Here is a 24,810-nt window from a genome sequence, read left to right on the forward strand (position 1 = left end):
CTTCCTACGATCGGGGGACCGGTCTCATGTGCCGGGCACCCCGACCCCCTCCATCAGGCCGGTCACCTCGGTGCCGGCGGGTGTGAGAAGGAACACGTTCCGCTCCACGCGGTGCATCCCGCTCGCCAGTCCGAAGACGACTCCGGTGCTGAAGTCGAGGATCCGCTTGGCGACGTCGGTCTCCGCGCCGGTGAGGTCGAGGAGGACGGGTATGCCCGCCATCAGCGTCTCGGCGACCTCACGGGCGTCCGCGAACACAGTGACCCTCAACACGACGAAGCGGCGCCGCGTTTCGGTCTCGGCTTCAGGCAGGGACCGGTGACCGACCGAGGACGGCCAGGCGTCCCGGCCTCGCAGCGGCACGACCTGGGCGAGCCCCTCCCACTGTTCGTCGGTGACATCGCGGCTGTTCACCGGCATGCTCCGTCCTTGGCTCGCACTGCTGTCCGCATCGGGCAATTCTTACGCATGGTCACCCGTTCGGCCGAACACGACACGCTCCGCGACCCCCTCACACCGCCTCCGGGACGCCTGTGCAGCGGGCGTAACCCCTGGTGATCAAGTTGTGTCACACAGGCGTAACGGGCAATTCGTACGGTTGTCGGCATGACGACGACCCCACAGACGCAGCAGGTGCGAACGGTCTGCTCGTACTGCGGTGTGGGCTGCGGCATCCTGCTCGACGTCGGGATGGGTCCGGACGGCAGGCGTACGGTCCTGAAGGCGTCCGGCGACAAGGCTCACCCGGCGAACGCGGGCCGGCTCTGCACCAAGGGCGCGACCACCGCCGAGATGCTCGCCGCGCCCGGCCGGCTGACCACCGCGCTGGTGCGCGACGACCGGGGCGAGGAGCCGGTGCCGGTGCCCGTGGCCGACGCGATCGCCGAGACCGCGCGGAAGCTGCGCACGATCGTCGACGAGCACGGGCCGGACGCGATCGCCTTCTACGTCTCCGGGCAGATGAGCATGGAGGCCCAGTACCTGGCGAACAAGCTGGCCAAGGGCTTCGTGCGGACCAACCAGATCGAGTCGAACTCGCGGCTGTGCATGGCCAGCGCGGGTGCCGGATACAAGCTGTCGCTGGGCGCCGACGGGCCGCCCGGGTCGTACGAGGACTTCGACCGGGCGGATGTCTTCCTGGTCATCGGCTCGAACATGGCCGACTGCCATCCGATCCTGTTCCTGCGGATGATGGAGCGGGTCAAGGCGGGCGCCAAGCTGATCGTCGTGGATCCGCGGCGCACCGCGACGGCCGCCAAGGCCGACGTGTTCCTCCAGGTCAGGCCGGGCACCGACCTGGCTCTCCTGAACGGGCTGCTGCACCTCCTGGTCGAGAACGGGCACACCGACCCCGGCTTCATCGCCGCGCACACCGAGGGCTGGGAGGCGATGCCGGAGTTCCTGGCCGACTACCCGCCTGCGGCGGTGGCCGAGCTCACGGGGATCGCGGAGGACGACCTCCGGCAGGCCGCGCGGCTGATCGGCGAAGCCGGTGAGTGGATGAGCTGCTGGACCATGGGCCTCAACCAGTCCACGCACGGCACCTGGAACACGAACGCCCTGGTCAACCTGCATCTCGCGACCGGCGCCATCTGCCGTCCGGGCAGCGGGCCCTTCTCCCTCACCGGCCAGCCCAACGCGATGGGCGGCCGCGAGATGGGCTACATGGGGCCGGGACTGCCGGGGCAGCGGTCGGTGCTCGTCGACGAGGAGCGGGCGTTCGCCGAGGAGGTGTGGGAGCTGCCGCCGGACACCCTCAGGAAGGACGGCGTCGGCAAGGGCACCATCGAGATGTTCCAGAAGATGGCCGACGGCGAGATCAAGGCCTGCTGGATCATCTGCACCAACCCGGTCGCCTCGGTCGCGGGCCGCCGTACCGTCATCGAGGGCCTGGAGGCCGCCGAGTTCGTCGTCACCCAGGACGTGTTCGGGGACACCGAGACCAACGCGTACGCCGATGTCGTCCTGCCCGGCGCGATGTGGACCGAGGGCGAGGGCGTCTTCGTCAACAGCGAGCGCAGCCTCACGCTGACCCAGGCGGCGGCCGACCCGCCCGGGGAGGCGATGGCGGACTGGCGGCTGATCGCGGCCGTGGCGCGGGAGATGGGGTACGAGAAGGGGTTCTCGTACGGCAGTGCCGAGGAGATCTTCGAGGAGATCCGGCGCTTCTGGAACCCGGTGACCGGCTGGGATCTGCGGGGGGTGACGTACGAGCGGCTGCGGTCGACGCCGGTGCAGTGGCCGGCCGCCGAGGACGGGCCCGAGCGCAATCCGATCCGGTACGTGGGCGAGGGCGGGCTGCGGTTCCCGACCGGCAGCGGGCGGGCCGTCTTCCACGCGCGGCCGCACCTGCCCCCGGCCGAAATGCCGGACGAGGACTACCCGTTCGTCCTGAACACCGGGCGGGTGCAGCACCAGTGGCACACGCTGACCAAGACGGGGAAGGTCGCCAAGCTCAACAAGCTGAACTCCGGGCCGTTCGTGGAGCTGCATCCCGAGGACGCACGGGAGTTGGGGATCGCGGACGGCGACCGGGTGGAGGTCGCCTCCCGGCGGGGGCGGGCGGTGCTGCCCGCGGTGGTGACCGACCGGGTGCGGCCGGGAGCCTGTTTCGCGCCGTTCCACTGGAACGACCTGTTCGGGGAGTACCTGAGCGTCAACGCCGTCACCAGCGACGCGGTGGATCCGGTGTCGTTCCAGCCGGAGTTCAAGGTGTGCGCGGTGTCGCTGACACGAGTGGCGGCACCACCGGCGGCTCCCGCCGAGGTCATCCTCCCGACCGCCGTCACCCCGGGCGCGGACCCCTTCGGGCTCGCCCCGGCCCCGCCGCCCGTGCTCTCCGCTCAGGAACGGCTGTATCTCACCGGCTTCCTCGCGGGCATCGACTCCGGTGCCCCCGGCGTCCCGGTGCTCCCCCCGGACGCGCCCTTCAGCCCCGAGCACGCGCTGTGGGTGAACGGCGTCCTCGCCGGCATGTACTCGCGGACCGCGGCCGAGCCCCAGGTCCGGCGCGGCCGCGAGATCGTCATCCTGTGGGCCTCGCAGACCGGCAACGCCGAGGAGTTCGCCGGGGCCGTCGCCGACCGGCTGTCCCGGAGCGGGCACACGGCGAGGCTCCTCGGCATGGACGACACCGACCCGGGCGCGCTGCCGTCCGGCGCCGACCTGCTGCTGATCACCAGCACCTTCGGCGACGGGGACGCGCCGGACAACGGCTCCGGCTTCTGGGAGGCGCTGTCCGGGGAGCAGGCCCCGCGCCTGGAGGGGGTGCGCTACGCCGTCCTGGCCTTCGGCGACTCCTCGTACGACGACTTCTGCGGGCACGGCCGCCGACTGGACGCACGGCTGGACGAACTGGGCGCGGTGCGGCTCGCGCCGCGCATCGACTGCGAACCGGACTTCGAGCCGTCGGCGGACGCCTGGCTGGACGAGGTGCTCGGCGCGCTGGCCGCCAAGACCGACGCCCAGGAACCGGCGACGGGTACGCGGCCCCCTGCCGCGAAGCCCACCCGCTCCCCCAAGCCCGCCCCCGCCGCCGCCCGTCTCGTCGGCAACCGGCTGCTCAGCCGGCCCGGTGCGGGCAAGGAGGTCAGGCGCTTCACGTTCGACACCAGCGGGACGCCGTTGACGTACGAGGCCGGGGACGCGCTCGGGGTGCGTCCGGTCAACTCGCCCGCGCTGGTGAAGGAATGGCTCGCGGCCACCGAGGTGGCGGGGTCGGCCTCCGTGTCCCTGGAGGGAGTCGGGGAGGTGCCCTTCGCCGAGGCCCTGCACCGGCACCTCGACATCACGAAGATCACCCCCGACCTGCTCCGCTTCGTCGCCGACCACGTGCGTGACGACCGGGAGCTGCGCAGGCTGCTGCGTCCCGACAACAAGGACGGCCTCGCACAGTGGAGTTGGGGCCGCCAGGCGGTGGACGTGCTCGCCGAGCACCCTGTGCGGGCGGGTGCGCAGGACTGGGCGGACGTGCTCAGGAAGCTGCAGCCCCGGCTGTACTCCATCTCCTCCAGCCCGCTCGTCGACCCGCACCAGGTCTCGCTCACGGTGTCCGTCGTGCGCTACGAGAACCTGTACGGCCGTCCGCGCGGCGGGGTCTGCTCGCCCTTCCTCGCCGACGCCGAGGCGGACACCGAGGTGCCGGTGTTCGTGCAGCGCTCACCGCATTTCCGGCCGCCCGCCGACGCCTCGACGCCGATGGTGATGGTCGGACCGGGCACGGGGGTCGCGCCCTTCGTCGGCTTCCTCCAGGAGCGGCGCGAGCTCGGTCACCGGGCGCCCAACTGGCTGTTCTTCGGCGAGCAGCACCGCGCCACCGACTTCTACTACGAGGACGAACTGACCGCGCTGCTCGACGAGGGCGCCCTGTCCCGCCTCGACACCGCCTTCTCCCGGGACCAGCGCAACAAGGTCTACGTGCAGGACCGGATGCTCGAGCACGGCCCCGAGCTGTGGCGCTGGCTGCAGGACGGCGCCCACTTCTACGTCTGCGGCGACGCCTCCCGCATGGCGAAGGACGTGGACCGGGCCCTGAGGGACATCGCTGTCGCGCACGGCGGCCTGGACGAGGCCGAGGCGTCGGCGTGGGTGAAACAACTGGCGGCGGCGAAGCGGTACGTACGGGACGTCTACTGAGAGCCTGGCACAGGCCCCGAGACGCCGTTTGCCCGGGATGCCCGGTTCTTACCGCCCCCACACCGGACTCTTCACCTCCGTCGGCACCTCGCTCACCAGCCACGATTAGCGTCCGGTGACGTGCTCCTGGCAGATACTCAGCTGTCGGCGCCCGGCCGGCGAACCCAGCCGGCGGTGCCCGCCGCCCCGGAACCTCCCGCCCAGTGGCATCGCGTCCTGACGCTGCTCGCCGACATCAGCCTTCTCATCGGTACGCGCTCGGTGTGGACACAGGCGGCCGGCCACCGGCTTCCCGTGGCCGCGGTGATCTCCGTGTGCTACGCCTCGATCCTGGTGTGCGGGGTGCTGGCGCTGGTGGTGCGCCGGGAGCGGTCGCTGGCACGGGTGGACAGTTGCGTCCTGGTGACCGCGGTGACGCTCGCCCTGTGCGCGCTCGTCCTCTTCCACCGGGGCTCCGACGAGGCGGCCCTCACCACCCAGGCCGCCCGGGAGCTGGTCGCCGGGCACCCCGTCTACGGGCAGCCCTGGCCCTGGCTGTTCGGCCACCCCGGCGTCGGCCTCACCGCGACGGTGACCGGCGGCTACGACCTCACCTACGGCTATCCCCCGCTGGCCCCGCTGCTGACCGCGCCCCTGCTGTGGCTGGGGAGCGGCGGTATGCCGGCGACGGTACTGGCCACCGGCGCACTGCTCGTCGGCACGGTCGTGCTGTGGCGGCTGTTGCCCGGGCCGTGGCGGTCGGCGGCGACCATGGTGTGCCTCGGCTTCGGCATGCTGCCCTCGTACGCCAGGCTCGGCTACCCGGCGATCCTCGCCCTGGCCCTGCTGGTGCCGGTGGTGGTGCGCTGGCCGCGGATCGGGCGGGGCGGGCGGCTCGGGACGTCCGGGCTCGCACAGGCGGCCTGCTTGGGAGCGGCCTGCGCGGCGCAGCAACTGCCGTGGTTCCTCGCACCGTTCCTGCTGGCCGGCGTCTACGCCGTGCGGCGCGGCGAGCTGGGCGCGCGGGCGGCGGCGCTGGTGGTGCTGCGGGTGGTCGGGGTCGCCGTCACCGTATGGCTGCTGATCAGCACGTACTTCATCGTGAGCGAGCCGGGTCCCTGGCTTGCCGGTATCGCGCTGCCGTTGACCCAGGGCGCGGTGCTGCACGGGCAGGGCCTGGTGGACGTCTCGCTCTACTTCACGAACGGCAGCGACCGGCTCGACTGGTACGGGCACGCGAGTCTGCTGCTGGCCGCGGGTCTGCTCGCGCTGTTCGTGCTGTTCGTACGGCGCTTGGGGCCCGCGGCGACCGTCCTGCCGTGGTGCGCCTTCTTCCTGGCGACGCGTTCGCAGGACGGCTACTACCTGCTGATGACGCCGCTGTGGCTGGCGGCGGCCGTGACCGCGCCCCCGTCCGAGTTCGCCGACGCGTGGCAGCCGAGGCCGCGCCTGCTGTCCGGCCCGCATCGGCCGGCGCGGGCCGCCGTGGTCGTCCTGCTGCTCGCGCCCGCCCTGGTCGGTTCCGTGCTGGCGGTGACGGGGACGCCTCCGCTGCGGATGCGGGTCGCCTCGGTGCGGCGGGCCTCGGCGACCGCGGCGTCCGAGCTGACGGTGAGGGTCACCAACACGGGCGGCAGCGCCCTGACGCCCCACTTCACGCTCACCACGGGCCAGGGCATGGACGCGTACTGGTCGGTCGTCCGAGGCCCGGCCGCGCTGCCCGCGCACGCGACGGCGACGTACGAACTCCGGCCGCCGGGCGGGACGTACGCCCTGCCCCGACGGGCGGGCGTACGGATCCGGCTGCGGGCCTTCACGGCCTCGCCGCAGACTCTGTCCAGCGCCTACATCACGCTGCCGACCGGCTGAAGCGGAGCGTCGTCGCGATCGTGGTCAGGCCGCGGATCATGCTCATCTGGTTCCAGCCCATGCCGAACTGCTCGCGGTCCACGGTGAATTCGGCCTCCAGCGTGAGCGCGTCGGCGTCCGCTCCGACGAGGTTCGCGGTGAAGGTCAGGGGCCTGCTGATGCCGCGCGCGGTGAGCTGAGCGACGACGTGGACCTTGTTGCCCTCGCGGAGTTCGGCGCTGCGGACGGTGAGGCTGATCTGGGGGTGGTTGTCGACGTCGAAGAAGTCGGCGGACCTCAGGTGGATGTCGCGCTTGGCGTTCTTGGTGTCCAGGGAGGCGGCCTCCAGGGTGAGGGTGCCGACGGCCGATCCGTCGGGGCGGACCTCGCCCTGCCCCGCCACGCCGGAGAAGGTGCCCTTCACCGTGACCAGGCCCCACATCGTCTTGTGCCGGAACGCCACGGTCGAGGCGGTCGGGTCGAGCTGCCAGAGGCCGGTTTCCACAGCGACGGTCATGATCTCTTGCTCCCTGTCGTCCAAATTTGGATGACCTGACAGTAGCCAATAATCCAAACTTGGACAACAGGTAGACTCGAATTCATGGCCGACCTGCCCGAATGCCCTTCCACGTCCGGCGACAGAGTCCTGCCGGACGAACTGCGCGCCTGGATGGTCGTGCTGGCCTCCACCGGGGCCGTGGAACAGCGGCTGCGCTCCGTCGTCAAGGAACGGCTCGACGTCTCGCACGACGAGTTCCTGGTCCTGTGCCTGCTGGCCGAGCAGCCCGCGGGCCTGCGCATGACGCAGATCGCGGAGCTCCTGGGCCGCCCCAAGACCCGGCTCACCTACCAGATCGCCTGCCTCCAGCACGCCGGCCTCGTCACCCGCAAGTCGGTCTGCGGCGACAAGCGGGGCGTCGAGGTGGCCCTCACGGAGAAGGCGCGACAGCTGCTGACGGAGTCCTCCGGGCTGCTGGCCCAGACGGTGATCCAGGCGCTGGAGCAGTTCGTGGGTCCCGCCCAGCGCGACGCGATGTGCGCGCTGCTGCCGGGCCTGGCCTCGGAGGCGGACGCCGAGTAAGGCCCCGTGTCGTCGGCACCGCCGGGGAGACCCGGCCGCCCCGTGCCCAGGGGCACGGTCGCCGCCGTCGCCGAACGGGTGTTGTTCCGTACCGTGCGCCACCTCGCCGACCACGTACGGGCGGGCGGTCCGGTCGTCGGCCTCGAACCGAGCTGTACGGCCGTGTTCCGCACGGACGCGGCCGAGCTGTTCCCCGGCGACCGTGACGTGCGTCGGCTGCGCGAACAGACGGTGGCCCTGGGCGAGTTGCTCACCGAGCACTCCCCCGGCCACGAACCCGAGCAGGTGCCGGACCGTTCCGTACGGGCGCCGGCCCAGGTGCACTGCCACCAGCACGCGGTGCTCGACTGGACGGCCGACGAACGCCCGGCTTCGAGCCCGGGCACCTGGACCTCAGCAGGACGAGCGCGGAACGCGTCCTGCTGCCGCGGCTGCGCGGGAGGCCCCGGGGACCGTGGTCCTCGCCGACGGCTTCAGCTGCCGTACCCAGATCCACGAGTTCGACAGCGGCGGCCACGAGGCGGTGCACCTCGCGGAACTACTGGCTTCGGCGCTCCCCGAGGCCGCCCGGCCCGGCACACCGGGGAGCGCGTACGGCGTCGCTCCCGGCGGCCGGGCGGGTGCGGAAGCCGCGCCGCTGAGCGGGCCGCGTCAGGCCGCCACAACCACCGGCCGCGGACACTGTTCGTCCGCCGCCGTCAGCAGGTCGATCAGCGTGGCGCGGGCCCGGGCCACCCGGGAGCGGACCGTGCCGACCGGGCAGCCGGTCAGCGCGGCCGCCTCCCCGTAGGGCAGGCCCAGCAACTGGGTGAGGACGAACGCCTCCCGGCGCTCCTCGGGCAGCGCCGCCAGCAGGTCGGCCAGCGCGACGCCGTCGTCGAAGCCGGGCAGCCCGCACGGCTGGGCCCGCTCGACGGCGAGCTGCCAGTCCGTCGCGTCGTGCAGCCGGGGCCGGGCCGCCGAGTGCCGGTAACTGTCGATCACCGCGCGGCGCGCGATGGACAGCAGCCAGGCACGGGCGGAGGAACGGCCCTCGAACCGGTGCAGGCTGCCGAGCGCACGCAGAAACGTGTCCTGGGCCAGGTCGTCCACGGCCTGGGGATCGGCGCAGAGGTGGGCGACGTACCGCAGGACGTCGCGGTGCAGGGCGCGGACGAAGTGCTCGACGGCCTCGGCGTCACCGGCGCGGGCTGCGAGCGCCCAGGCGGTCGTCGACTCGTCCATGGGGTCCCTTGCGGGGATCATCTGGTGTCCTTCTCGGTCATCCGTGAGGGAGGAGAGGGGGATGGCGGCCGTACGACGCCGCATGGGCGTACGACGCCCGGCGCGGGCGTACGGCAACCGCCCGAGGTGCCCTACGGCGGCCTCGGGTACCAGTGCTGTCGTCAGACGACAGCCGTCCCCAGGGGCGGACCCCGAGAAGTGATCGCGTGGACGAGAAGGAGCAGGCGGGGCGCCCGGCCCGAGCGCGGGCGGCGTCCGCCGAGACGCGGGCGGTCGGCCACGGCGGGCAGCGCCAGCAGCAGCCGCAGCGGGGCCGCCAGCCGTCCGGCGACGGCCCGCAGGATGCGGAAGGCGGCCCGTTCACCGTGGGCCAGCCACAGGCCGCACAGCAGCGCGGCCAGGAGGTGGGCGGCGAACATGCCGAACGAGGACGTGCCGCCGTCGACGGAGGAGCCCATGTGGCTCATGTCCATGTGGCCCAGGCCCATGGAGTCCGTGCCCATGGACTCGGTGCCCATAGAGTCCGTGCCGTCCATATGCATCGAGCCTGTGTGGGCGGAGCCCGAGTGCGGGGAGTCCTCGCGCGGGGAGCCGTTACCCGGGGAACCCGGATCCGGTGCCGTCGCGCCGCCCGCGAGCGAGAACGCCGAGTGCAGCAGCGTCTGGACAGTGACCACGACGGCCACGATCAGCGACAGCCCGCGCTCCCGCCCGGCCAGGCACCAGCCGACGGCACCGGTCGCGGCGAATCCGGCGGCCAGCACCCAGGCGGGCACCCGGCTGCCGGACATCATGACGTGGCCCAGGGCGGCGAGCAGCACACAGACGGCCGCGAACACCGCGGCCCGTGCTGTGCGAGAACCCCGCCCGGCTGTCATGGCGCCTCATCCTCGCATCGACGCGCAGATCATCACGCAGGGGTACGGATATCCCCCCCGGCCCCGGACTCATCCCCACACATGTGATCCACGACACGCCAACGCGGAAGGAAGCGCCGCGCGTTACTCGGACCGGCCCCGGGCCGTACGGCTCCGTACGACGGCGAACGCCCCTGCCGCCAGCCCCAGTACGCCCACGACCAGACCGGCGACACCGAGCCCGCGCGCGGTGGAGTCGCTCGCCGAAGCCGTCGACGCCGAGCTCGCGGGTGCCGCCTCCGACGTGCCGTCACCGGTCGTGAGCTTGAGCACCGGCGCCGGGTTCTCGGGTTCGTCCGCGCCCTGTTCGGCCTCCTCGATCCAGCGGACGACCTTTCCGTCGGAGTACGTCTGCAGGGTCTTGAAGGGCAACTGCGTGGTGTTGTCGGGCAGTTGACCGAAGGCGACGTCGAAGTCCTCGTAGTGCCCGGGTTCGATTCTCCCGCCGGTCCAGGTGATCTCGGAGACGGCGTCGGTGATGGTGCCGTCGTCCGTCTTGACCGGCGTCTTCAGCTTCGCGTCGGTCACCTTGGCGCTCCAGCCGTCGTGCGGGGAGACGAGCACGCCGAGGACGGGGTGGTCGGTGGGCAGGAAGAGCTGCACCTCGGTGGTGCTCGCGGAGGCGTTCTCGTCGGGGACGCGGAAGCTCAGCAGGCCGTCGGTGGCGCCCTTGGCGTAGCTCTCGGGGTGGACGGTGACATGCGCGGAGGCGACGCCCGCGGCGGCCAGGACTCCGGCGGCGGCGAGGGCGGTGACGACGCCGGCGCGGCGCAGGGTGGTGTGGGCGCAGAACATGGGTCGGCAGGACATGGGTGGGTGGATCTCCGTACTGGGGAAGGGTGTCGGGTCAGATCGCGTACGGAGTCCCGGCGGGCGGCCCGCGCCGCCGCACCGCGTGCCGCAGCAGGACCCGGCGCAGCGCTCGCACTCCGTCGCCCGCTCCTCGTACGCCCCCGGGACGGACCGGTACGGCCCACCCGCCCCTCACCACCCGCCACCAAGCGACAAGCCCCGGCAGGAGCGCGACGGCCCGGCGCAGCAGCGACCACAGCGCGGCCTCCCCGCACCGCAGCCACCAGGTCAGCAGGAGGGCGGTCGCGACGTGGGCGAGGGTGGCGTGGGGCATCAGGCCGTGTGACTGGGTCGTACGCATGCCGTGCACGGCCAGGACCGCATGCGGCGAGCGCGCGGCCCCGAACGCGACATGCAACCCGCCCTGCGCCACCAGCGTCCCGCCGCCGATGGCCATCAGCGACCGCTCCCGCCCGCCCAGCAGGCACCCGCCCGCGAACACGACCAGGAACCCGGCGACCTGCACCCACACCGGCGGCGCCATCCCGGTTGCCAGGGCGTGTCCCCCGGCGGCCAGCAGCACGCACAGCGCCGCGAACACCGCCGCGCGCAGCCCTCGTACGGCAGGGGAGGCCCTCATGCCGCCCGATCCTGCCACGCACCTCGGAACGCCCCGCCCGCGCCCGGGAGTTCCGGCACCGATTTTGCCTACTGAAGACGCCACACCGTTCCAGGAGGTCCGCGTTGCACCGGGAAACCGTGACGGCGGCCGCTCGGTCGTTGTCGGCCGCCGGGTCGTCGCCGCCTCGATCGCCTGCCCTCGTCGTGGCCGACGAGCCGGCGTTCCCGCATCCCCGGCACGCGTTCGCCACCGGGGCGCTGCCGGTGCTGCACGGCGGGCTGCCGGCGGCGGTGGACGCGACCCGTCGAAATACCCCCTGGGGGTATATGGTTCACGGCGTACGGAAGCCCGAGAGCGAGCCACACCGGACCGGAACGGAGACGGGATCATGGACCACGGCGCCCACCACACCATGTCTCACGACGCGATGTCTCACGGCGGACCCGCAGGGGCCTCCTGGGCGACCGCGGCGAAGGCCACGCTGCACTGCCTGACCGGGTGCGCCATCGGCGAGATCCTCGGCATGGCCATAGGAACCGCACTGCTCTGGGGCAACGTGCCGACCATGGCCCTCGCGATCACCCTCGCGTTCCTGTTCGGCTACTCCTTCACCCTGTTCGCGGTGCGGCGGGCGGGCCTGGACCTCAAGTCCGCGATCAAGGTGGCGCTGGCCGCCGACACCGTGTCGATCGCCGTGATGGAACTCGTGGACAACGGCATCATCGCCCTCACCCCGGGCGCGACGGACGCCCATCTGTCGGACGGCCTGTTCTGGTCGGCCCTGCTGGGCGGATTCGCGGTCGCCTTCCTGGTCACGGTCCCCGTGAACAAGTGGATGATCGGCCGCGGCAAGGGGCACGCGATCGTCCACGCCCATCACTGAGGAACGTTCCGTACGGCCGCCGGGCCTCGACCCGGCGGCCGTACGGGCACGTCACATCCCGGCCGCGTCCACCACCACGCCGAGGTCGACGAACTTGAAGCCGGTCGCCGTACGCGTGCCGCCCTCTCCGTCCGGGACCTCCGGGGTCTCCTGGCCGTCCTGGACGACGAGCAGGCCGCGCGGGTAACGGTCGCCGAGCGGCGCGTTCAGAATGGCGGCGCCGTCGCACTCCTCCACGCTGTCGAGCGTGTCCGTCGCGGCGCCGATCCGGAAACCGCCCTCGTACTCGTTGCCCTCGCTCACCTCACGGTCGTACAGGGCGAAGGTGTTGTCGCCCTGGCTGGAGGCGAGCAGGTAGCCGTCGCCGTCCCGCTCCTGGAAGAGCGTCAGGCCCTCCACGTCGGCCGACAGCCGCTTGCCGCCGTAGCCGGGGTCGGCGCCCGGGGCACACTCCTCGGTCGCCTCGTCGTAGGTGCCGGGGACGCCGTACTCCTTCACCTTGTCGACCAGCACCGGCTTGCCGGTCAGGTCCGCGCGCAGCCGCCAGATGCCGATGTCCTCCTGGCCGGCGTAGAGCGTGCCGGTGGCGGGGTCGACGACCATGCCCTCGACCTGCGGAAGTTCGCCGGGCTCCAGGCAGGGACTCCAGGACGTGCCGTCCGGCAGGCGGAAAGAGGAGGGCAGGTCGAGGGTGCGGACCTTGCGGTAGCCGACCGTGCCGTTCGCCGCCGGGACGAGTTCGAGCAGGGCGAGGCGGGTGCGCTCGCGCTGACTGACCAGCGCGTAGGTACGGCCGGTGGCGCGGTCCGTCCAGGTGGCCAGGCCGTACGCCGTGCGCTGGTCGTTGATCTCGGCCTGGTCGGCGGAGAAGACCGGGGCGGCGGCCGGGTCGGTGACGTCGGTCAGCGGACCGCCCGGCCGCGACGGGTCGATGCGGTAGATCCGCAGCCGGTCGTTGCCGCGGTCGCTCACCACCGCCACGTCGGCCCGGCCGGTCGCGGTACGCAGGCCGAGAGCGAGGTCGACGTTGTTGAAGCGGCCGGGGGCGTCGTCCTCGGCGGGCGGCCGCGGGGCGGCCACCGACTGGACCAGGCGGGCGTCCAGGTCGTAGACCCGCAGCCCGCCCTCCTTGGCGGTGGCCATGACGAGGCTGCGGCCGGGGTCGGCGGGGTTGCGCCAGATCGCCGGGTCGTCGGCGTCCGAGTTGCCGCCGGCGTCGTCGTCGTAGAGGGCGGCGGTCTCACCGGCGGCGGTCACCACCGGCAGACCGGCCGCCCCCGCCGGCGAGGCCGCGAGGAGGGTCATCAGTACGGTGCCGGAGGCGAGAAGTGCGGCTCTTCGCGCGGTGCGGGACGTTCTCACAGGCGCTTCCTTACCGTCGTGGATGTCAAGGACATGCCGATGGTGCGGGAGAAACCTTGCCTCCAGAAGACCGCGATCTGTCGCCCCGGTGCCGGGACGCCACCCGGCACACACCAGACTTGTACCGTTCCTTTTCTTGAACCGTTCGTGTTTATGAGGGTAGGTTGAGCGCCATGACTTCACCCCAGCCCTCGACCACTGCCGAGGAACTCCGCGGTGCGGGTCTGCGGGTGACGGCCGCGCGTGCCGCACTCCTCGAGACCGTCCGGGAGGGTGACCACCTCGGCGTCGAGGCGATCGCCTCCGGGGTGCGCGACCGCGTGGGCCACATTTCGCTGCAAGCGGTGTACGAGGCCCTGCACGCACTCACCGCCGCGGGCCTTGTACGCCGTATCGAGCCACCGGGCAGCCCCGCCCGGTTCGAAGGGCGCGTCGGCGACAACCACCACCACCTCGTGTGCCGGTCGTGCGGTGTCGTCGCCGACGTCGACTGCGCGGTCGGACACGCCCCCTGTCTGACCGCCGCCCAGGACCACGGCTTCTCGGTCGACGAGGCCGAGGTCATCTACTGGGGCCTGTGCCCCGACTGTTCCACCGCTTCCCCAGCTTCCACCGCACTCAGTACCTGAGCGTTCCTGAGCATGTGATCCACCCCGTTCGGAAGGATTTCCCCCATGACCGAGAACCATGACGCGATCGTCACGGACCCGAAGCCGGAGGAGGCCTCGGGCTGCCCGGTCGCGCACGGGCGCGCCCCGCACCCGACCCAGGGCGGCGGCAACCGCCAGTGGTGGCCGGAGCGCCTCAACCTGAAGATCCTTGCCAAGGACCCGGTCGTCGCGAACCCCCTCGGTGAGTCGTTCGACTACGCCGAGGCGTTCCAGAACCTCGACCTGGCGGCCGTGAAACGGGACATCGCCGAGGTGCTGACCACCTCGCAGGACTGGTGGCCCGCCGACTTCGGCAACTACGGCCCGCTGATGGTCCGTATGGCCTGGCACAGCGCCGGCACCTACCGCATCAGCGACGGCCGCGGCGGTGGCGGCCGTGGCCAGCAGCGCTTCGCGCCGCTGAACAGCTGGCCGGACAACGGCAACCTCGACAAGGCCCGCCGTCTGCTGTGGCCGGTCAAGAAGAAGTACGGCCAGTCCATCTCCTGGGCCGACCTCATGATCCTCACGGGCAATGTCGCGCTGGAGACGATGGGCTTTACGACCTTCGGCTTCGGTGGCGGCCGCGCCGACGTCTGGGAGGCCGACGAGGACGTCTACTGGGGTCCCGAGACCACCTGGCTCGACGACCAGCGTTACACCGGCGACCGCGAGCTGGAGAACCCGCTCGGCGCCGTCCAGATGGGCCTCATCTACGTCAACCCGGAGGGCCCCAACGGCAACCCGGACCCGCTGGCCGCGGCCCGCGACATCCGCGAGACGTTCCGCCGCATGGCGATGAACGACGAGGAGACCGTCGCCCTCATCGCCGGTGGCCACACCTTCGGCAAGACCCACGGCGCGGGCCCGGCCGACGCGGTCGGCAACGACCCCGAGGCCGCCTCCATGGAGGAGCAGGGCCTGGGCTGGAAGTCCACCTACGGCACCGGCAAGGGCGGCGACGCCATCACGTCCGGTCTGGAGGTCACCTGGACCACCAAGCCCACCCAGTGGAGCAACGACTTCTTCGACATCCTCTTCGGCTACGAGTGGGAGCTGTCCGAGTCCCCGGCCGGCGCCAAGCAGTGGGTGGCCAAGGACGCCGAGGCGATCATCCCGGACGCGCACGACCCGTCGAAGAAGCGTCTGCCCACGATGCTCACCACCGACCTCGCGCTGCGCTTCGACCCGATCTACGGTGAGATCTCGCGCCGCTTCCACGAGAACCCGGCCGAGTTCGCGGACGCCTTCGCCCGCGCCTGGTACAAGCTGACCCACCGCGACCTGGGCCCGAAGTCGCTGTACCTCGGCCCGGAGGTCCCGGCTCAGACCCTGCTGTGGCAGGACCCGCTGCCGGAGGTGACGCACGAGCTCGTCGACACGGCGGACATCGCCTCCCTCAAGAGCCAGATCCTCGCCTCGGGCCTCACGGTCTCCGAGCTGGTGTCCACGGCGTGGGCGTCGGCCTCGTCCTTCCGTGGCAGCGACAAGCGGGGCGGCGCCAACGGTGCCCGCATCCGCCTGCAGCCGCAGAGCGGCTGGGAGGTCAACAACCCCGACCAGCTGGTCTCGGTGCTGCGCACCCTCGAGGGCATCCAGGAGTCCTTCAACGCCGCCCAGTCCGGCGGCAAGCAGGTCTCCCTCGCCGACCTGATCGTGCTCGCCGGTGCGGCGGGCGTCGAGAAGGCCGCCAAGGACGCCGGCTTCGACATCGAGGTCCCCTTCACGCCGGGCCGCGTCGACGCGACGCAGGAGCAGACGGACGTCGAGTCGTTCGCCGCGCTCGAGCCGACCGCCGACGGGTTCCGCAACTACCTCGGCAAGAGCAACCGCCTGCCGGCCGAGTACCTGCTGCTCGACAAGGCGAACCTGCTCACCCTGAGCGCCCCCGAGATGACCGTCCTCGTCGGCGGCCTGCGCGTCCTCGGTGCGAACCACGGGCAGTCGTCGCACGGCGTCTTCACCGACACCCCCGGGACGCTGACGAACGACTTCTTCGTCAACCTGCTCGACCTGGGTACGACGTGGAGCTCCACCTCGGCGGACCAGACCACCTTCGAGGGCCGCGACGCCGCCACCGGCGAGGTCAAGTGGACCGGCACCCGTGCCGACCTCGTGTTCGGCTCGAACTCCGAGCTGCGCGCCCTCGCCGAGGTCTACGCGAGCGACGACGCGAAGGAGAAGTTCGTGAACGACTTCGTCGCGGCGTGGGTCAAGGTCTCGAACCTGGACCGGTTCGACCTGATCTGATCCGGCCCGATCTGATCTGATCTTATTGGTCCGATCCGTCTGATCCGAGCTGCCCGATCTCACGGATGATGCCCGGGCCGGCCCGCAGTGGCCGGCCCGGGCATCGCCATGTGACGGAGGTCGCGCCCGACCGGCCCCTGCTCAGTTGAGGCGAGCGACGTGCCGCGGCGCGGGCGCCGCGCGGAGCCGGTCGGGCAGCGTGCCGTCGTCCGGCATCCCGGCCCGCAGCCAGGCGCCGACCGCTTCGGCGTCGGCCGCGGTGACGAGCGGCCCGAGCCGTACGACGGTCCCGGCCGGCCTGCGGTCCGCCGCACATCCACGCACACTCACACCCGCGCACACGCGCCACCCGGCCGGAGTCGCAGCCCCAACTCTCAGCAAAAGATGAGCACTTCAAGGGGCGGCAATTTGACACCCCCGCCACCCCCTCCGCAACCTATGCGCATGACATCCATTTCCAATAGGGCCGGTTAGCCATGCGCATCGCCTTCGTCGGCAAGGGCGGCAGCGGCAAGACCACCCTGTCCGCCCTCTTCTCCCGTCACCTGGCCCGCTCCGGCGCGCCCGTCGTCGCCATCGACGGCGACATCAACCAGCACCTGGCGTACGCGCTCGGTCTCGACGAGGACGAGTTCTTCGCCGCGCCGCCGCTCAGCGCGCGGACCGGTGAGATCAAGGACTATCTGCGGGGCACGAACCCGCGGATCGCGTCCCGCGACGCCATGGTCAAGACGACCCCGCCCGGTCGCGGCTCCCGCCTGTTGCGGCTGCTGGGCGACGACGAGATCCACACCCACCACGTCCAGGAGGTCGGCGGGGTGCCCGTGATGGTCACCGGCGCCTTCGGCGAGAGCGACCTGGGCGTGGCCTGCTACCACTCCAAGCTCGGTGCGGTCGAGCTGTACCTCAACCACCTCGTGGACGGGCCCGGCGAGTACGTCGTCGTCGACATGACCGCCGGTGCCGATGCCTTCGCCTCCGGCCTGTTCACGCGCTTCGACATGACCTTCCTGGTCGTCGAGCCGACCCGCAAGAGCGTCTCGGTGTACCGCCAGTACCGCGACCACGCCGCCGAGTTCGGCATCCCGGTCGCCGTGGTCGGCAACAAGGTCACCGGCGAGGACGACCTGGCCTTCCTCCGGGAGCACGTCGGCGCCGACCTGGTCGCCCACTGCGAGCAGTCCTCCTTCGTCCGCGCCCAGGAACAGGGCCGGGACGCCGGGGAGTTGGAGTCGCACAACGCGCGCACGCTGGACCGGCTGCGCGCGGCTGTGGACGCGCGTCCCAAGGACTGGACCGCTTTCCAGCGGCACGGCGTCGAGTTCCATCTGCGCAACGCCACCGCCTGGGCCAACGAGGCCACGGGCCAGGACCTGGCCGCCCAGGTCGACCCCGACTTCCAACACGGTCCGGCGGCGCTGGCGGCCTTCGCCTGAGGCTGCCGCGCCACCCTCCCCTCCCCCAGCCCCCCAGCCCCCACACCCCCCCAGCACCGCCAGAACACCGAACAGACAGGAAACACCATGTCGCTCGACGTCTCCCCGCAGCTGCTCGCCGAAGCCGAGAACGGCGAGGTGCGGGAGCAGGACTTCGTGGAAACGGTCCGTACGTCCCTGCCGTACGCCTACGACCTCATCGCTCGCCTGGTCGGCGAACTGCGCGCCGGTGACGCGGTGTTCGCCGACAACCAGACGCCGCCGCCCTCCGAGAAGGAGCGCGGCCAGCTGCTGCGGGCGCTGTCCAGCGACGCGATCCGGGGCAGCCTGGAGCGGCACTTCGGCGTCGCCCTCGCCTTCCAGAACTGCCACCGCGTCGCCGCGTTCCGCCCCGAGGACCGCGATGGTGAGACGTACACGCGCTTCACCTCTCTGCGGTCACAGATCCTCAACCAGTCCCCCGAGTTCCGCGACTGCTGACCCCTCGGGCTCGTTCGGCGCGCCCCCTTTCGTCAGGCCCCACCGTCACCGGAGGCATGCGCCATGCATGACGGGTCGACCACCCAGCGGCCGCCCACCCAGCGGCCGCCCACCCAGCGGCCGCCCGCCTGGCGGTCGACCCGCCAGCGGAACGCCGTACTGCGGGCGCTGCACGACTCCCCCGAGTTCGTCTCCGCGAAGGAGCTGCACGAGGCGCTCGCCGCCACGGGCGGCACGGTGGGGCTGACCACGGTGTACCGGACCCTGCGCATGCTGGAGCGGGCCGGGCACGTCGACGTCGTACGGGACAAGGGCGGCGAGCGGCTCTACCGCCCCCGCCCGACCGACGGGCACCGCCACTACCTGGTCTGCCGCGGCTGCGGGCTGAGCCTGGCCGTGGACGCGGACGCCGTCGAGCGCTGGGCCGACGGCGTGGCCGAGAGCACCGGGTTCGCCGAGGTCGAGCACACCGTGGAGCTCACCGGGATCTGCGATCGCTGCCGGCCGCGCCCCGCTCGGGACGCGGCCCCTTCACGGCCGTAGCGGACGCGTCAAGTCTTGGCAATGGTTTTCATATGGATCGGAATCGGCCATGTTCTTGACATTCATTTCCATCTAGCGTGGCGCCTGCCCGGCTCGCTCCGGGCTGTCCCAGCCCTCGTGAACATCCGTGTTCCCCCTGTCGTGGAGGACCCATGCCCTCGTCCCCGTCCCGGCGCCTGGCCGCCCTGCTCACCGGCGCCTCACTGGCCCTCCTGGCAGGGTGCGGCAATTCGTCGGACTCCGGCAGCGACGGGAGCAGCTCGCAGGAACCGGCGGCCTCCTCCAAGGTCACCGTGGTCGCCTCGACCAACGTCTACGGCGACATCGTCGAGCAGATAGGCGGCGCGAAGGTCGACGTCACCTCGCTCATCAGCGACCCCGACCAGGACCCCCACTCCTACGAGGCCGACACCCGGAACCAGCTGACGCTGTCCAAGGCGAAGATCGTCATCGAGAACGGCGGCGGCTACGACGACTTCGTCGACCGGATGCTCAAGAGCAGCAACTCCTCCGCCGAGGTGATCAACGCCGTCAAGGTCTCCGGCAAGACCGCCCCGAAGGGCGGCGAGCTCAACGAGCACGTCTGGTACGACTTCCCCACCGTCGCCAAGGTCGCGGACCGCATGGCCGCCGCCCTCGGCAAGGCCGACCCCGCCGACGCGGCCACCTTCACCAAGAACGCCACGGCCTTCAAGGCGAAGCTCCAGCCGCTGGAGGCGAAGGAGGCCGCGATCAAGAAGGAGCACGGCGGTGAGGGCGTGGCCATCACCGAGCCCGTGCCGCTGTACATGCTCGACGCGGCCGGCCTGGTGAACAGGACGCCCGCGGAGTTCAGCGAGGCCATCGAGGAGGGCGACGACGTCTCCCCCAAGATCCTGCAGGCCACGCTGGCCGTGTTCAGCGCCAAGGAGGTCAAGGCGCTGGTCTACAACGAGCAGACCTCCGGCCCGCAGACCGAGAAGGCGAAGGCCGCGGCGAAGGCGGCCGGCGTCCCCGTCGTCCCGGTGACCGAGACCCTGCCCGAGGGCAAGGACTACCTCGGCTGGATGACCGCCAACGTCGACGCGCTCGCGAGCGCGCTGGCCAAGTGAGGCGTCCGGGCGCCGCCCCGCTGCCCCGGCCCCGGCACGGGGAACCGGGGGCCGGCGCGGTGATCAGCCTGCGCGAGGCCGCCGTCTCCTACGGCGAGCGCGTGGTGTGGCAGGGCCTCGACCTGGACGTGCGGCCCGGGGAGTTCGTGGCCGTGCTCGGGCCGAACGGCTCGGGCAAGACCAGCTTCGTACGGGCCCTGCTGGGCCGGCAGCCCCTGTCCGCCGGCACCCTGACCGTCCTCGGCCGCCCGCCCCGGGACGCCGCCCGGCACCTCGGATACGTCCCCCAGCAGGCGGAGTTGAGCGCGCAGGCGATGCTGCGCGCCCGTGACCTCGTACGCTTCGGGATCGACGGACACCGCTTCGGACCGCGCCTGCGCACGGCCGCCGTCCGCCACCGGGTGGACGAGATCCTCGCCTCGGTCGGCGCGTCCGCGTACGCCGACGTCCCGCTCGGCCTGCTGTCCGGAGGCGAACGGCAGCGCGTGCGCATCGGCCAGGCCCTGGCCACCGACCCACGCATCCTGCTGTGCGACGAGCCGCTGCTGTCGCTCGACCTGAACCACCAGCGGGCCGTCACCGAACTGGTCGACGCCCGCCGCCGCTCGCACGCCACGGCCGTGGTCTTCGTGACCCACGAGATCAACCCGGTGCTCGGCCTGGTGGACCGGGTGCTGTACCTGGCCCGCGGCAGTCACCGGGTCGGAACCCCGGAGGAGGTCCTCACCTCCGAGTCGCTGTCGCGGCTGTACGGCACCCGGGTCGACGTCGTCCGCGTCCACGGCCGCGTCGTGGTCGTCGGAGCCCCCGACGACCCGGCCACGCCACCGCACCACGCCCAACAGTCCGAGGAAGTACGCCCATGACGCTCGCCGACGGGATCTGGCAGCAGATCTTCAGCTTCGACAACTACGGCGAACTCCTGGCGCTGGTACGCAACTCCCTCGTCGCCGGTGCCGCGCTCGGCCTCGTCGGCGGCCTCGCCGGGGTCTTCGTCATCATGCGCGACCTGCCCTTCGCGGTGCACGGCATCAGCGAGTTGTCCTTCGCCGGAGCTTCGGCGGCCCTGCTCCTCGAGGTGAACGTCGTGGCGGGCTCGATCGTCGGCTCGCTCCTGGCGGCCGGCGTGATCGGCGTCCTGGGCGCCCGGGCCCGCGACCGCAACTCGGTGATCGGCATCATCATGCCGTTCGGCCTCGGCCTCGGCGTGCTCTTCCTCGCCCTCTACAAGGGCCGGGCGGCCAACAAGTTCGGCCTGCTCACCGGCCAGATCGTCGCCGTCGACACCCCGCAGATGACCTGGCTCCTCGGCACGTCCGCCGTCGTCCTTCTCGCCCTGACGATCATGTGGCGCCCGCTGACCTTCGCCAGCGCCGACCCGGACGTCGCCGAGGCCCGCGGCGTACCGGTGCGCGCCCTGTCCTTCGCCTTCATGATCGTGCTCGGACTCGCGGTCGCCCTCTCGGTGCAGATCGTCGGCGCGCTGCTGGTCCTCAGCCTCCTGGTCACCCCCGCCGCGGCCGCCGCCCGCATCACCGCGTCGCCGGTCCTGCTGCCGGTGCTCAGCGTGCTCTTCGCCGTGGCCTCGATCGAGGGCGGCATCCTGCTGGCCCTGGGCGGCAGCATCCCCATCAGCCCCTACGTCACGACGATCTCGTTCACGATCTACGCCGCCTGCCGCCTCGCGGGGACCTACCGCACGCGGCGATGGGGAGCCAGAAGGACGGTGGCACAGCCTGCCTGACGCCACATCAGAAGAGCGTCGATGCTCAAGCGCCCTTCGAGGCGGGTTCCAGCCCCGGCCGCCCCCAGGTCTGGCCCAACCGCCTCACCCTCACCGACCACGCCATACAGCTGCGCCTGGGCCCCGACACACGCCGGTCCCCCTGCCTTCAGGATGACGACGGCGGCCGGTGGCCGACAGCGCCGGCCGACTCCGACCCGGTCACGGCGCTCACCTCCGTCTGACAGCAGACCGAGGGCAGCCAGCACCCGGACCGCGATGCCCAGTTCGTTGCGAGGTGTCGCCAGAAGGTCCGGCGGTGCCTGCAGGGGTCGCTGGGCGATGCCTGGTCTTCGTGGCCTGACAACCGAGCGGCGCCGACACCACCCACCCGACCAACGGTGGCCGCAAAACAGCAGGCCCCATGCGACTCACATCACACCATGTGCACCCGACCACCAGAACACGCCTTCGCCCGCCGGGTCCACGCGACGGGACGCCGCTGTGGGGCGTCCGAGGTTGGCGGGCACAGCCAGCTCATCAGGAGCCCCCGATCCCGCAGGGCATCGGCCGAGTGCCAGTCACTCCAACATCCAGGTTCCCGGGCCTTCGTCAGCTACGGGGCGTCAACGGCGCCTGTGCTGCCGTCATGGGACTGCCCGGCCACGTCAACGAGCACGAGCTGAACAGCCGAAAGGCCATCTGTACAGGTCAACCGTGGGTCAGGAACCCTTGGCGACCGGTTCAAGGATCGCCACGCACTCCACATGATGCGTCATCGGAAAGATGTCAGCCTTGGCGAGCGTCAAGGCCGACAGCCTGCCTCTCCACTTGGGGTGGAACAGGCTGCCACGACCAGTTCTCTTAGACGAGCCCTCCTCCGCCCACTACCGACGCAGGCGCCGCATACCATGGCCCGCCCCGCTTCTCCGGCCGCCGTATCGGCTGCATTCCCTCCAGCCCACAGCACCCGGTACCCACGCTGAGCGACCTGTCGGGCGCGGTCGCCGACGAGGACTCCGCGCTGTATCGGGAGAAGTCCCAGCGGCGCCTGCCGAGGTCGCTGGAAGAATGGCACGGCTCGGCCCCGGACATCGTAGAGCTGCCGCTGCACGTGGCCTGGTCGAAGACGACCTCGTACAACATGACCCGTCGATTCCGCGTCGTCACGGCCACCGGCATCAAGGCCGGACACGTCAGGGCTACGCCATCACCACTGAAGGACCCGAAGCTCCCGGCCAACTGACTGTTGACCGGGAGCTTCGCTCACGTACGGGCGGAGATCTGTCGTCCCGCCGCTATTTGGTCAGTCGCTGCGCTCTGCGGCGAGTCCCGTTCCTTGGCCGGCCGTAGCGACAACGACTACGGCAAGGACCTGCTCCGGCAGGTGAGACAGGTGACGGCGGCTCCTTCCGAGAAAGGGGAGGGAACCGCCGTCAACGCGCGCCGCAAGTGCCCGGTACTACTCCACAGCCGACACCAGTCGGTGTGCCGCTTCGGCCACGCCAGGGGTCGGATCGTCCAGCAACCGCCGGTACACCTCCCGGCCGGCCGACACCGCACGCCTGCTCTCGGCTTCCCAGGCGACCTTCTCCTGGTACTGCTGGGCGTTCCTTCCCGCTGCCGAAGCCGCTGACTCCCACTGTCTCGCCGAGTGAATGCTGGCCAAAAGCTCCAGAATCTCCACTCGTCGGGGGACGGCGGGCTCCCCCGCCAGCTCTGTCAGGAAGGGCACGACGTGAGGAGTCGCCTCCGACACGACGAACCCCAAGGCGCATACCCGGTCACTGAGCTCGTCGAGTGCCAGACTCGCGGAGTCATGGCTACCCCAGGCCAGGGTGGACAGCAGCGGCGGGATGCCCCGAGCCGATCCATGCGAGTCCGAGAGCTCCCCCCAAGACACCTGGGAGACCCTCTTGAGTATGCGCCCCACGACTACCCTCCTTGCATATCTGTGATACGAAGCCGGGACATCACAGCCTGGCACATGTCGCATCCCGGCAGCACTTGCCTGTTGCGCCGGTGCCCGAACGGTTTGTGCACCACCGCCAGGCTCCGGCTTCCACGCACCAGGTCTCCGGCGCGCATGGCCTGGGCGATACAACCAATCTCGGCGCAACCGCCGTGATGGCCGGTCTGGATCACAACACGGCGCAGGGCAAGAGGAAGACTTCTGATGTCTTCGGCGCTGCGGTTCCGACTGATGTCGAAGTACGCCGTGCCCGAGGGAGTCCACAGACCACTCGCCACACCCTCGTTCTTTCCCGGACCCATTCGCTGCAGGTCGGTGTAGACACGGAGATCGCTTTCCTCGTCACCCGGCCCGCAATGGTTGTGATTCAGGATCGGTGTCGAACCGACGAGCACAAAGTACGTGTGCACATCGGAAACCGTCAGGTTGTGAACCGTCGCCTGCGCGCTCCATGATTCGACCGCACCGATCTGGACCCAGGTACCCGAAGACGTCTGGAGCCACTGACCGGGGCGCAGCTCGCCGGCGTTGATCCATTTCCGCAGCGACGGCACCCAGAACGGGTGGCCGGCGGTCGTGGTGACCATGGACGCGGAGTTCTTGGCCTTCGCGCGATCATGGACCGTCAGCGTGATCCGCACCAGGTCCTTGCTGCCCTTTCCGACGATCGTCGCCGTGGCCGACTGGACGGAAGTCCTGCCGCTCCTGGGGTCGGTAGCGATGACCTTGTCACCGACCACGACCTTTTCGATCGGTCTGGTGGAGCCGTCGGCCATGAGGACCTTGGTGCCCGGAACGAAGCTGTTGATCTGGCAGACCTGACCCTGTGCTTCGTCCTTGGCGGTCTCCTTGGCCTCCTCCCGGACCTCCTTCGCGACCTTCTTGACCGCCCGCTTGACCTGCCGCGGCTTGGGCCTCGGCTTCGGCTGGGAGCGGGGCTTGGCGCGCGGCTTCGGGCGGGCTGCCGCCTTGCGGGCCGCGGCTCTGCGGGCCGCCGCCTTCCTGGCCGCCTGGGCCGCGCGGGCCCTCGCCTGGGCTGCCGCTCTTCTGGCCGCCGCGCGCTTGGCCGCCGCCCGGGCCGCTGCCCGCTTGGCCGCTGCCCGCTTGGCCGCTGCCCGCTTGGCCGCTGCCCGCTTGGCCGCTGCCCGCTTGGCGGCCGCCGCCTTGCGGGCCGCCTCCCGGCGGGCCTTGGCCGCGGCGCGCTTGGCCGCCTCCAGGGCACGCTTGCGCGCCAGCGCCGCGGCACGACGGGCCGCCGCCTGGGCCGCCTTGCGGGCCGCGATGATCGCCGCCCGGCGGGCCGCCGCGCGGATCGCCGCCTG

22 protein-coding genes are annotated in these 24,810 nt (G+C 71.4%); 12 read left to right on the forward strand and 10 right to left on the reverse strand.

Annotation, left to right across the window (positions count from 1 at the left end; genetic code table 11):
* Positions 1 to 24: 24 nt before the first annotated feature.
* Positions 25 to 420 (reverse strand): cell division protein SepF, encoded by a 396-nt coding sequence (locus AC5P09_RS23495; RefSeq protein ID WP_493875756.1) that lies wholly within the window; start codon positions 418 to 420, stop codon positions 25 to 27.
* Between the two features lie 186 nt (positions 421 to 606).
* Here AC5P09_RS23495 and AC5P09_RS23500 point away from each other — a divergent pair, with 186 nt between their 5' ends.
* Positions 607 to 4,635 carry a bifunctional nitrate reductase/sulfite reductase flavoprotein subunit alpha gene (locus tag AC5P09_RS23500; protein WP_493875757.1) on the forward strand — a complete coding sequence of 1,343 codons (4,029 nt, stop codon included), beginning with the start codon at positions 607 to 609 and terminating at the stop codon, positions 4,633 to 4,635.
* A gap of 120 nt (positions 4,636 to 4,755) precedes the next feature.
* Entirely contained in the window at positions 4,756 to 6,483 is a 1,728-nt protein-coding gene (locus AC5P09_RS23505) for a hypothetical protein (RefSeq protein WP_493875758.1), read from the forward strand.
* Here AC5P09_RS23505 and AC5P09_RS23510 read toward each other — a convergent pair.
* Positions 6,464 to 6,979 (reverse strand): YceI family protein, encoded by a 516-nt coding sequence (locus AC5P09_RS23510; protein ID WP_493875759.1) that lies wholly within the window; start codon positions 6,977 to 6,979, stop codon positions 6,464 to 6,466. The two genes, AC5P09_RS23505 and AC5P09_RS23510, sit on opposite strands and share 20 nt — an antisense overlap.
* An 84-nt stretch (positions 6,980 to 7,063) precedes the next feature.
* Between AC5P09_RS23510 and AC5P09_RS23515 the strand changes: the two genes are divergently transcribed.
* Entirely contained in the window at positions 7,064 to 7,543 is a 480-nt protein-coding gene (locus AC5P09_RS23515; RefSeq protein WP_493875760.1) for a MarR family winged helix-turn-helix transcriptional regulator, read from the forward strand.
* 651 nt (positions 7,544 to 8,194) lie between these two features.
* Here AC5P09_RS23515 and AC5P09_RS23520 read toward each other — a convergent pair.
* From AC5P09_RS23520 to AC5P09_RS23535, 4 genes are all read right to left on the reverse strand, one after another.
* A complete protein-coding gene (locus AC5P09_RS23520) occupies positions 8,195 to 8,788 on the reverse strand; it encodes a sigma-70 family RNA polymerase sigma factor (RefSeq protein WP_493875761.1) in 594 nt (197 codons plus the stop codon).
* Between the two features lie 140 nt (positions 8,789 to 8,928).
* Positions 8,929 to 9,645, reverse strand: coding sequence for a hypothetical protein (locus tag AC5P09_RS23525; RefSeq protein ID WP_493875762.1), 717 nt, complete (start codon positions 9,643 to 9,645; stop codon positions 8,929 to 8,931).
* A gap of 123 nt (positions 9,646 to 9,768) precedes the next feature.
* The gene (locus AC5P09_RS23530) at positions 9,769 to 10,479 is read right to left on the reverse strand and encodes a YcnI family protein (RefSeq protein WP_493875779.1); all 711 of its coding nucleotides are present in this window, start codon (positions 10,477 to 10,479) and stop codon (positions 9,769 to 9,771) included.
* Between the two features lie 52 nt (positions 10,480 to 10,531).
* The gene (locus AC5P09_RS23535) at positions 10,532 to 11,116 is read right to left on the reverse strand and encodes a hypothetical protein (protein WP_493875763.1); all 585 of its coding nucleotides are present in this window, start codon (positions 11,114 to 11,116) and stop codon (positions 10,532 to 10,534) included.
* 370 nt (positions 11,117 to 11,486) lie between these two features.
* On the opposite strand from AC5P09_RS23535, the gene AC5P09_RS23540 reads away from it, so the two are divergent.
* Complete coding sequence (locus AC5P09_RS23540) at positions 11,487 to 11,981, forward strand: DUF4396 domain-containing protein (RefSeq protein ID WP_493875764.1); 495 nt, start codon at positions 11,487 to 11,489, stop codon at positions 11,979 to 11,981.
* Between the two features lie 51 nt (positions 11,982 to 12,032).
* On the opposite strand, the gene AC5P09_RS23545 is transcribed toward AC5P09_RS23540, so the two are convergent.
* Complete coding sequence (locus AC5P09_RS23545; RefSeq protein WP_493875765.1) at positions 12,033 to 13,343, reverse strand: phytase; 1,311 nt, start codon at positions 13,341 to 13,343, stop codon at positions 12,033 to 12,035.
* A 173-nt stretch (positions 13,344 to 13,516) separates the two neighbouring features.
* On the opposite strand from AC5P09_RS23545, the gene AC5P09_RS23550 reads away from it, so the two are divergent.
* Both AC5P09_RS23550 and katG read left to right on the forward strand, forming a co-directional pair.
* The gene (locus tag AC5P09_RS23550; RefSeq protein ID WP_493875766.1) at positions 13,517 to 13,972 is read left to right on the forward strand and encodes a Fur family transcriptional regulator; all 456 of its coding nucleotides are present in this window, start codon (positions 13,517 to 13,519) and stop codon (positions 13,970 to 13,972) included.
* 45 nt (positions 13,973 to 14,017) lie between these two features.
* A complete protein-coding gene (gene katG / locus AC5P09_RS23555) occupies positions 14,018 to 16,243 on the forward strand; it encodes a catalase/peroxidase HPI (RefSeq protein ID WP_493875767.1) in 2,226 nt (741 codons plus the stop codon).
* A gap of 141 nt (positions 16,244 to 16,384) precedes the next feature.
* On the opposite strand, the gene AC5P09_RS23560 is transcribed toward katG, so the two are convergent.
* Positions 16,385 to 16,567, reverse strand: a complete 183-nt coding sequence (locus AC5P09_RS23560) for a hypothetical protein (protein ID WP_493875768.1) — start codon at positions 16,565 to 16,567, stop codon at positions 16,385 to 16,387.
* 152 nt (positions 16,568 to 16,719) lie between these two features.
* On the opposite strand from AC5P09_RS23560, the gene AC5P09_RS23565 reads away from it, so the two are divergent.
* The 6 genes from AC5P09_RS23565 to AC5P09_RS23590 all read left to right on the forward strand — a co-directional run bounded on the left by AC5P09_RS23565 (position 16,720) and on the right by AC5P09_RS23590 (position 21,537).
* Positions 16,720 to 17,679, forward strand: coding sequence for an ATP-binding protein (locus tag AC5P09_RS23565; protein WP_493875769.1), 960 nt, complete (start codon positions 16,720 to 16,722; stop codon positions 17,677 to 17,679).
* A gap of 87 nt (positions 17,680 to 17,766) precedes the next feature.
* Positions 17,767 to 18,159 carry an SCO5389 family protein gene (locus AC5P09_RS23570; RefSeq protein WP_266432711.1) on the forward strand — a complete coding sequence of 131 codons (393 nt, stop codon included), beginning with the start codon at positions 17,767 to 17,769 and terminating at the stop codon, positions 18,157 to 18,159.
* Between the two features lie 63 nt (positions 18,160 to 18,222).
* A complete protein-coding gene (locus tag AC5P09_RS23575; RefSeq protein WP_493875770.1) occupies positions 18,223 to 18,702 on the forward strand; it encodes a Fur family transcriptional regulator in 480 nt (159 codons plus the stop codon).
* A 152-nt stretch (positions 18,703 to 18,854) separates the two neighbouring features.
* Positions 18,855 to 19,793 (forward strand): metal ABC transporter solute-binding protein, Zn/Mn family, encoded by a 939-nt coding sequence (locus tag AC5P09_RS23580; protein ID WP_493875771.1) that lies wholly within the window; start codon positions 18,855 to 18,857, stop codon positions 19,791 to 19,793.
* A 59-nt stretch (positions 19,794 to 19,852) separates the two neighbouring features.
* Positions 19,853 to 20,659 (forward strand): metal ABC transporter ATP-binding protein, encoded by an 807-nt coding sequence (locus AC5P09_RS23585; RefSeq protein WP_493875780.1) that lies wholly within the window; start codon positions 19,853 to 19,855, stop codon positions 20,657 to 20,659.
* Entirely contained in the window at positions 20,656 to 21,537 is an 882-nt protein-coding gene (locus AC5P09_RS23590) for a metal ABC transporter permease (protein WP_493875772.1), read from the forward strand. The genes AC5P09_RS23585 and AC5P09_RS23590 overlap by 4 nt, the downstream gene beginning before the upstream one ends.
* Positions 21,538 to 22,978: 1,441 nt before the next feature.
* Here AC5P09_RS23590 and AC5P09_RS23595 read toward each other — a convergent pair.
* Together AC5P09_RS23595 and AC5P09_RS23600 are read right to left on the reverse strand one after the other, a co-directional pair.
* Positions 22,979 to 23,449 (reverse strand): hypothetical protein, encoded by a 471-nt coding sequence (locus AC5P09_RS23595; RefSeq protein ID WP_493875773.1) that lies wholly within the window; start codon positions 23,447 to 23,449, stop codon positions 22,979 to 22,981.
* Positions 23,450 to 23,451: 2 nt separating this feature from the next.
* Positions 23,452 to 24,810 (reverse strand): Hint domain-containing protein (locus AC5P09_RS23600; RefSeq protein WP_493875774.1); only part of this gene is annotated, 1,359 nt, incomplete at its 5' end.

Source organism: Streptomyces sp. a15 (genome assembly GCF_059026085.1).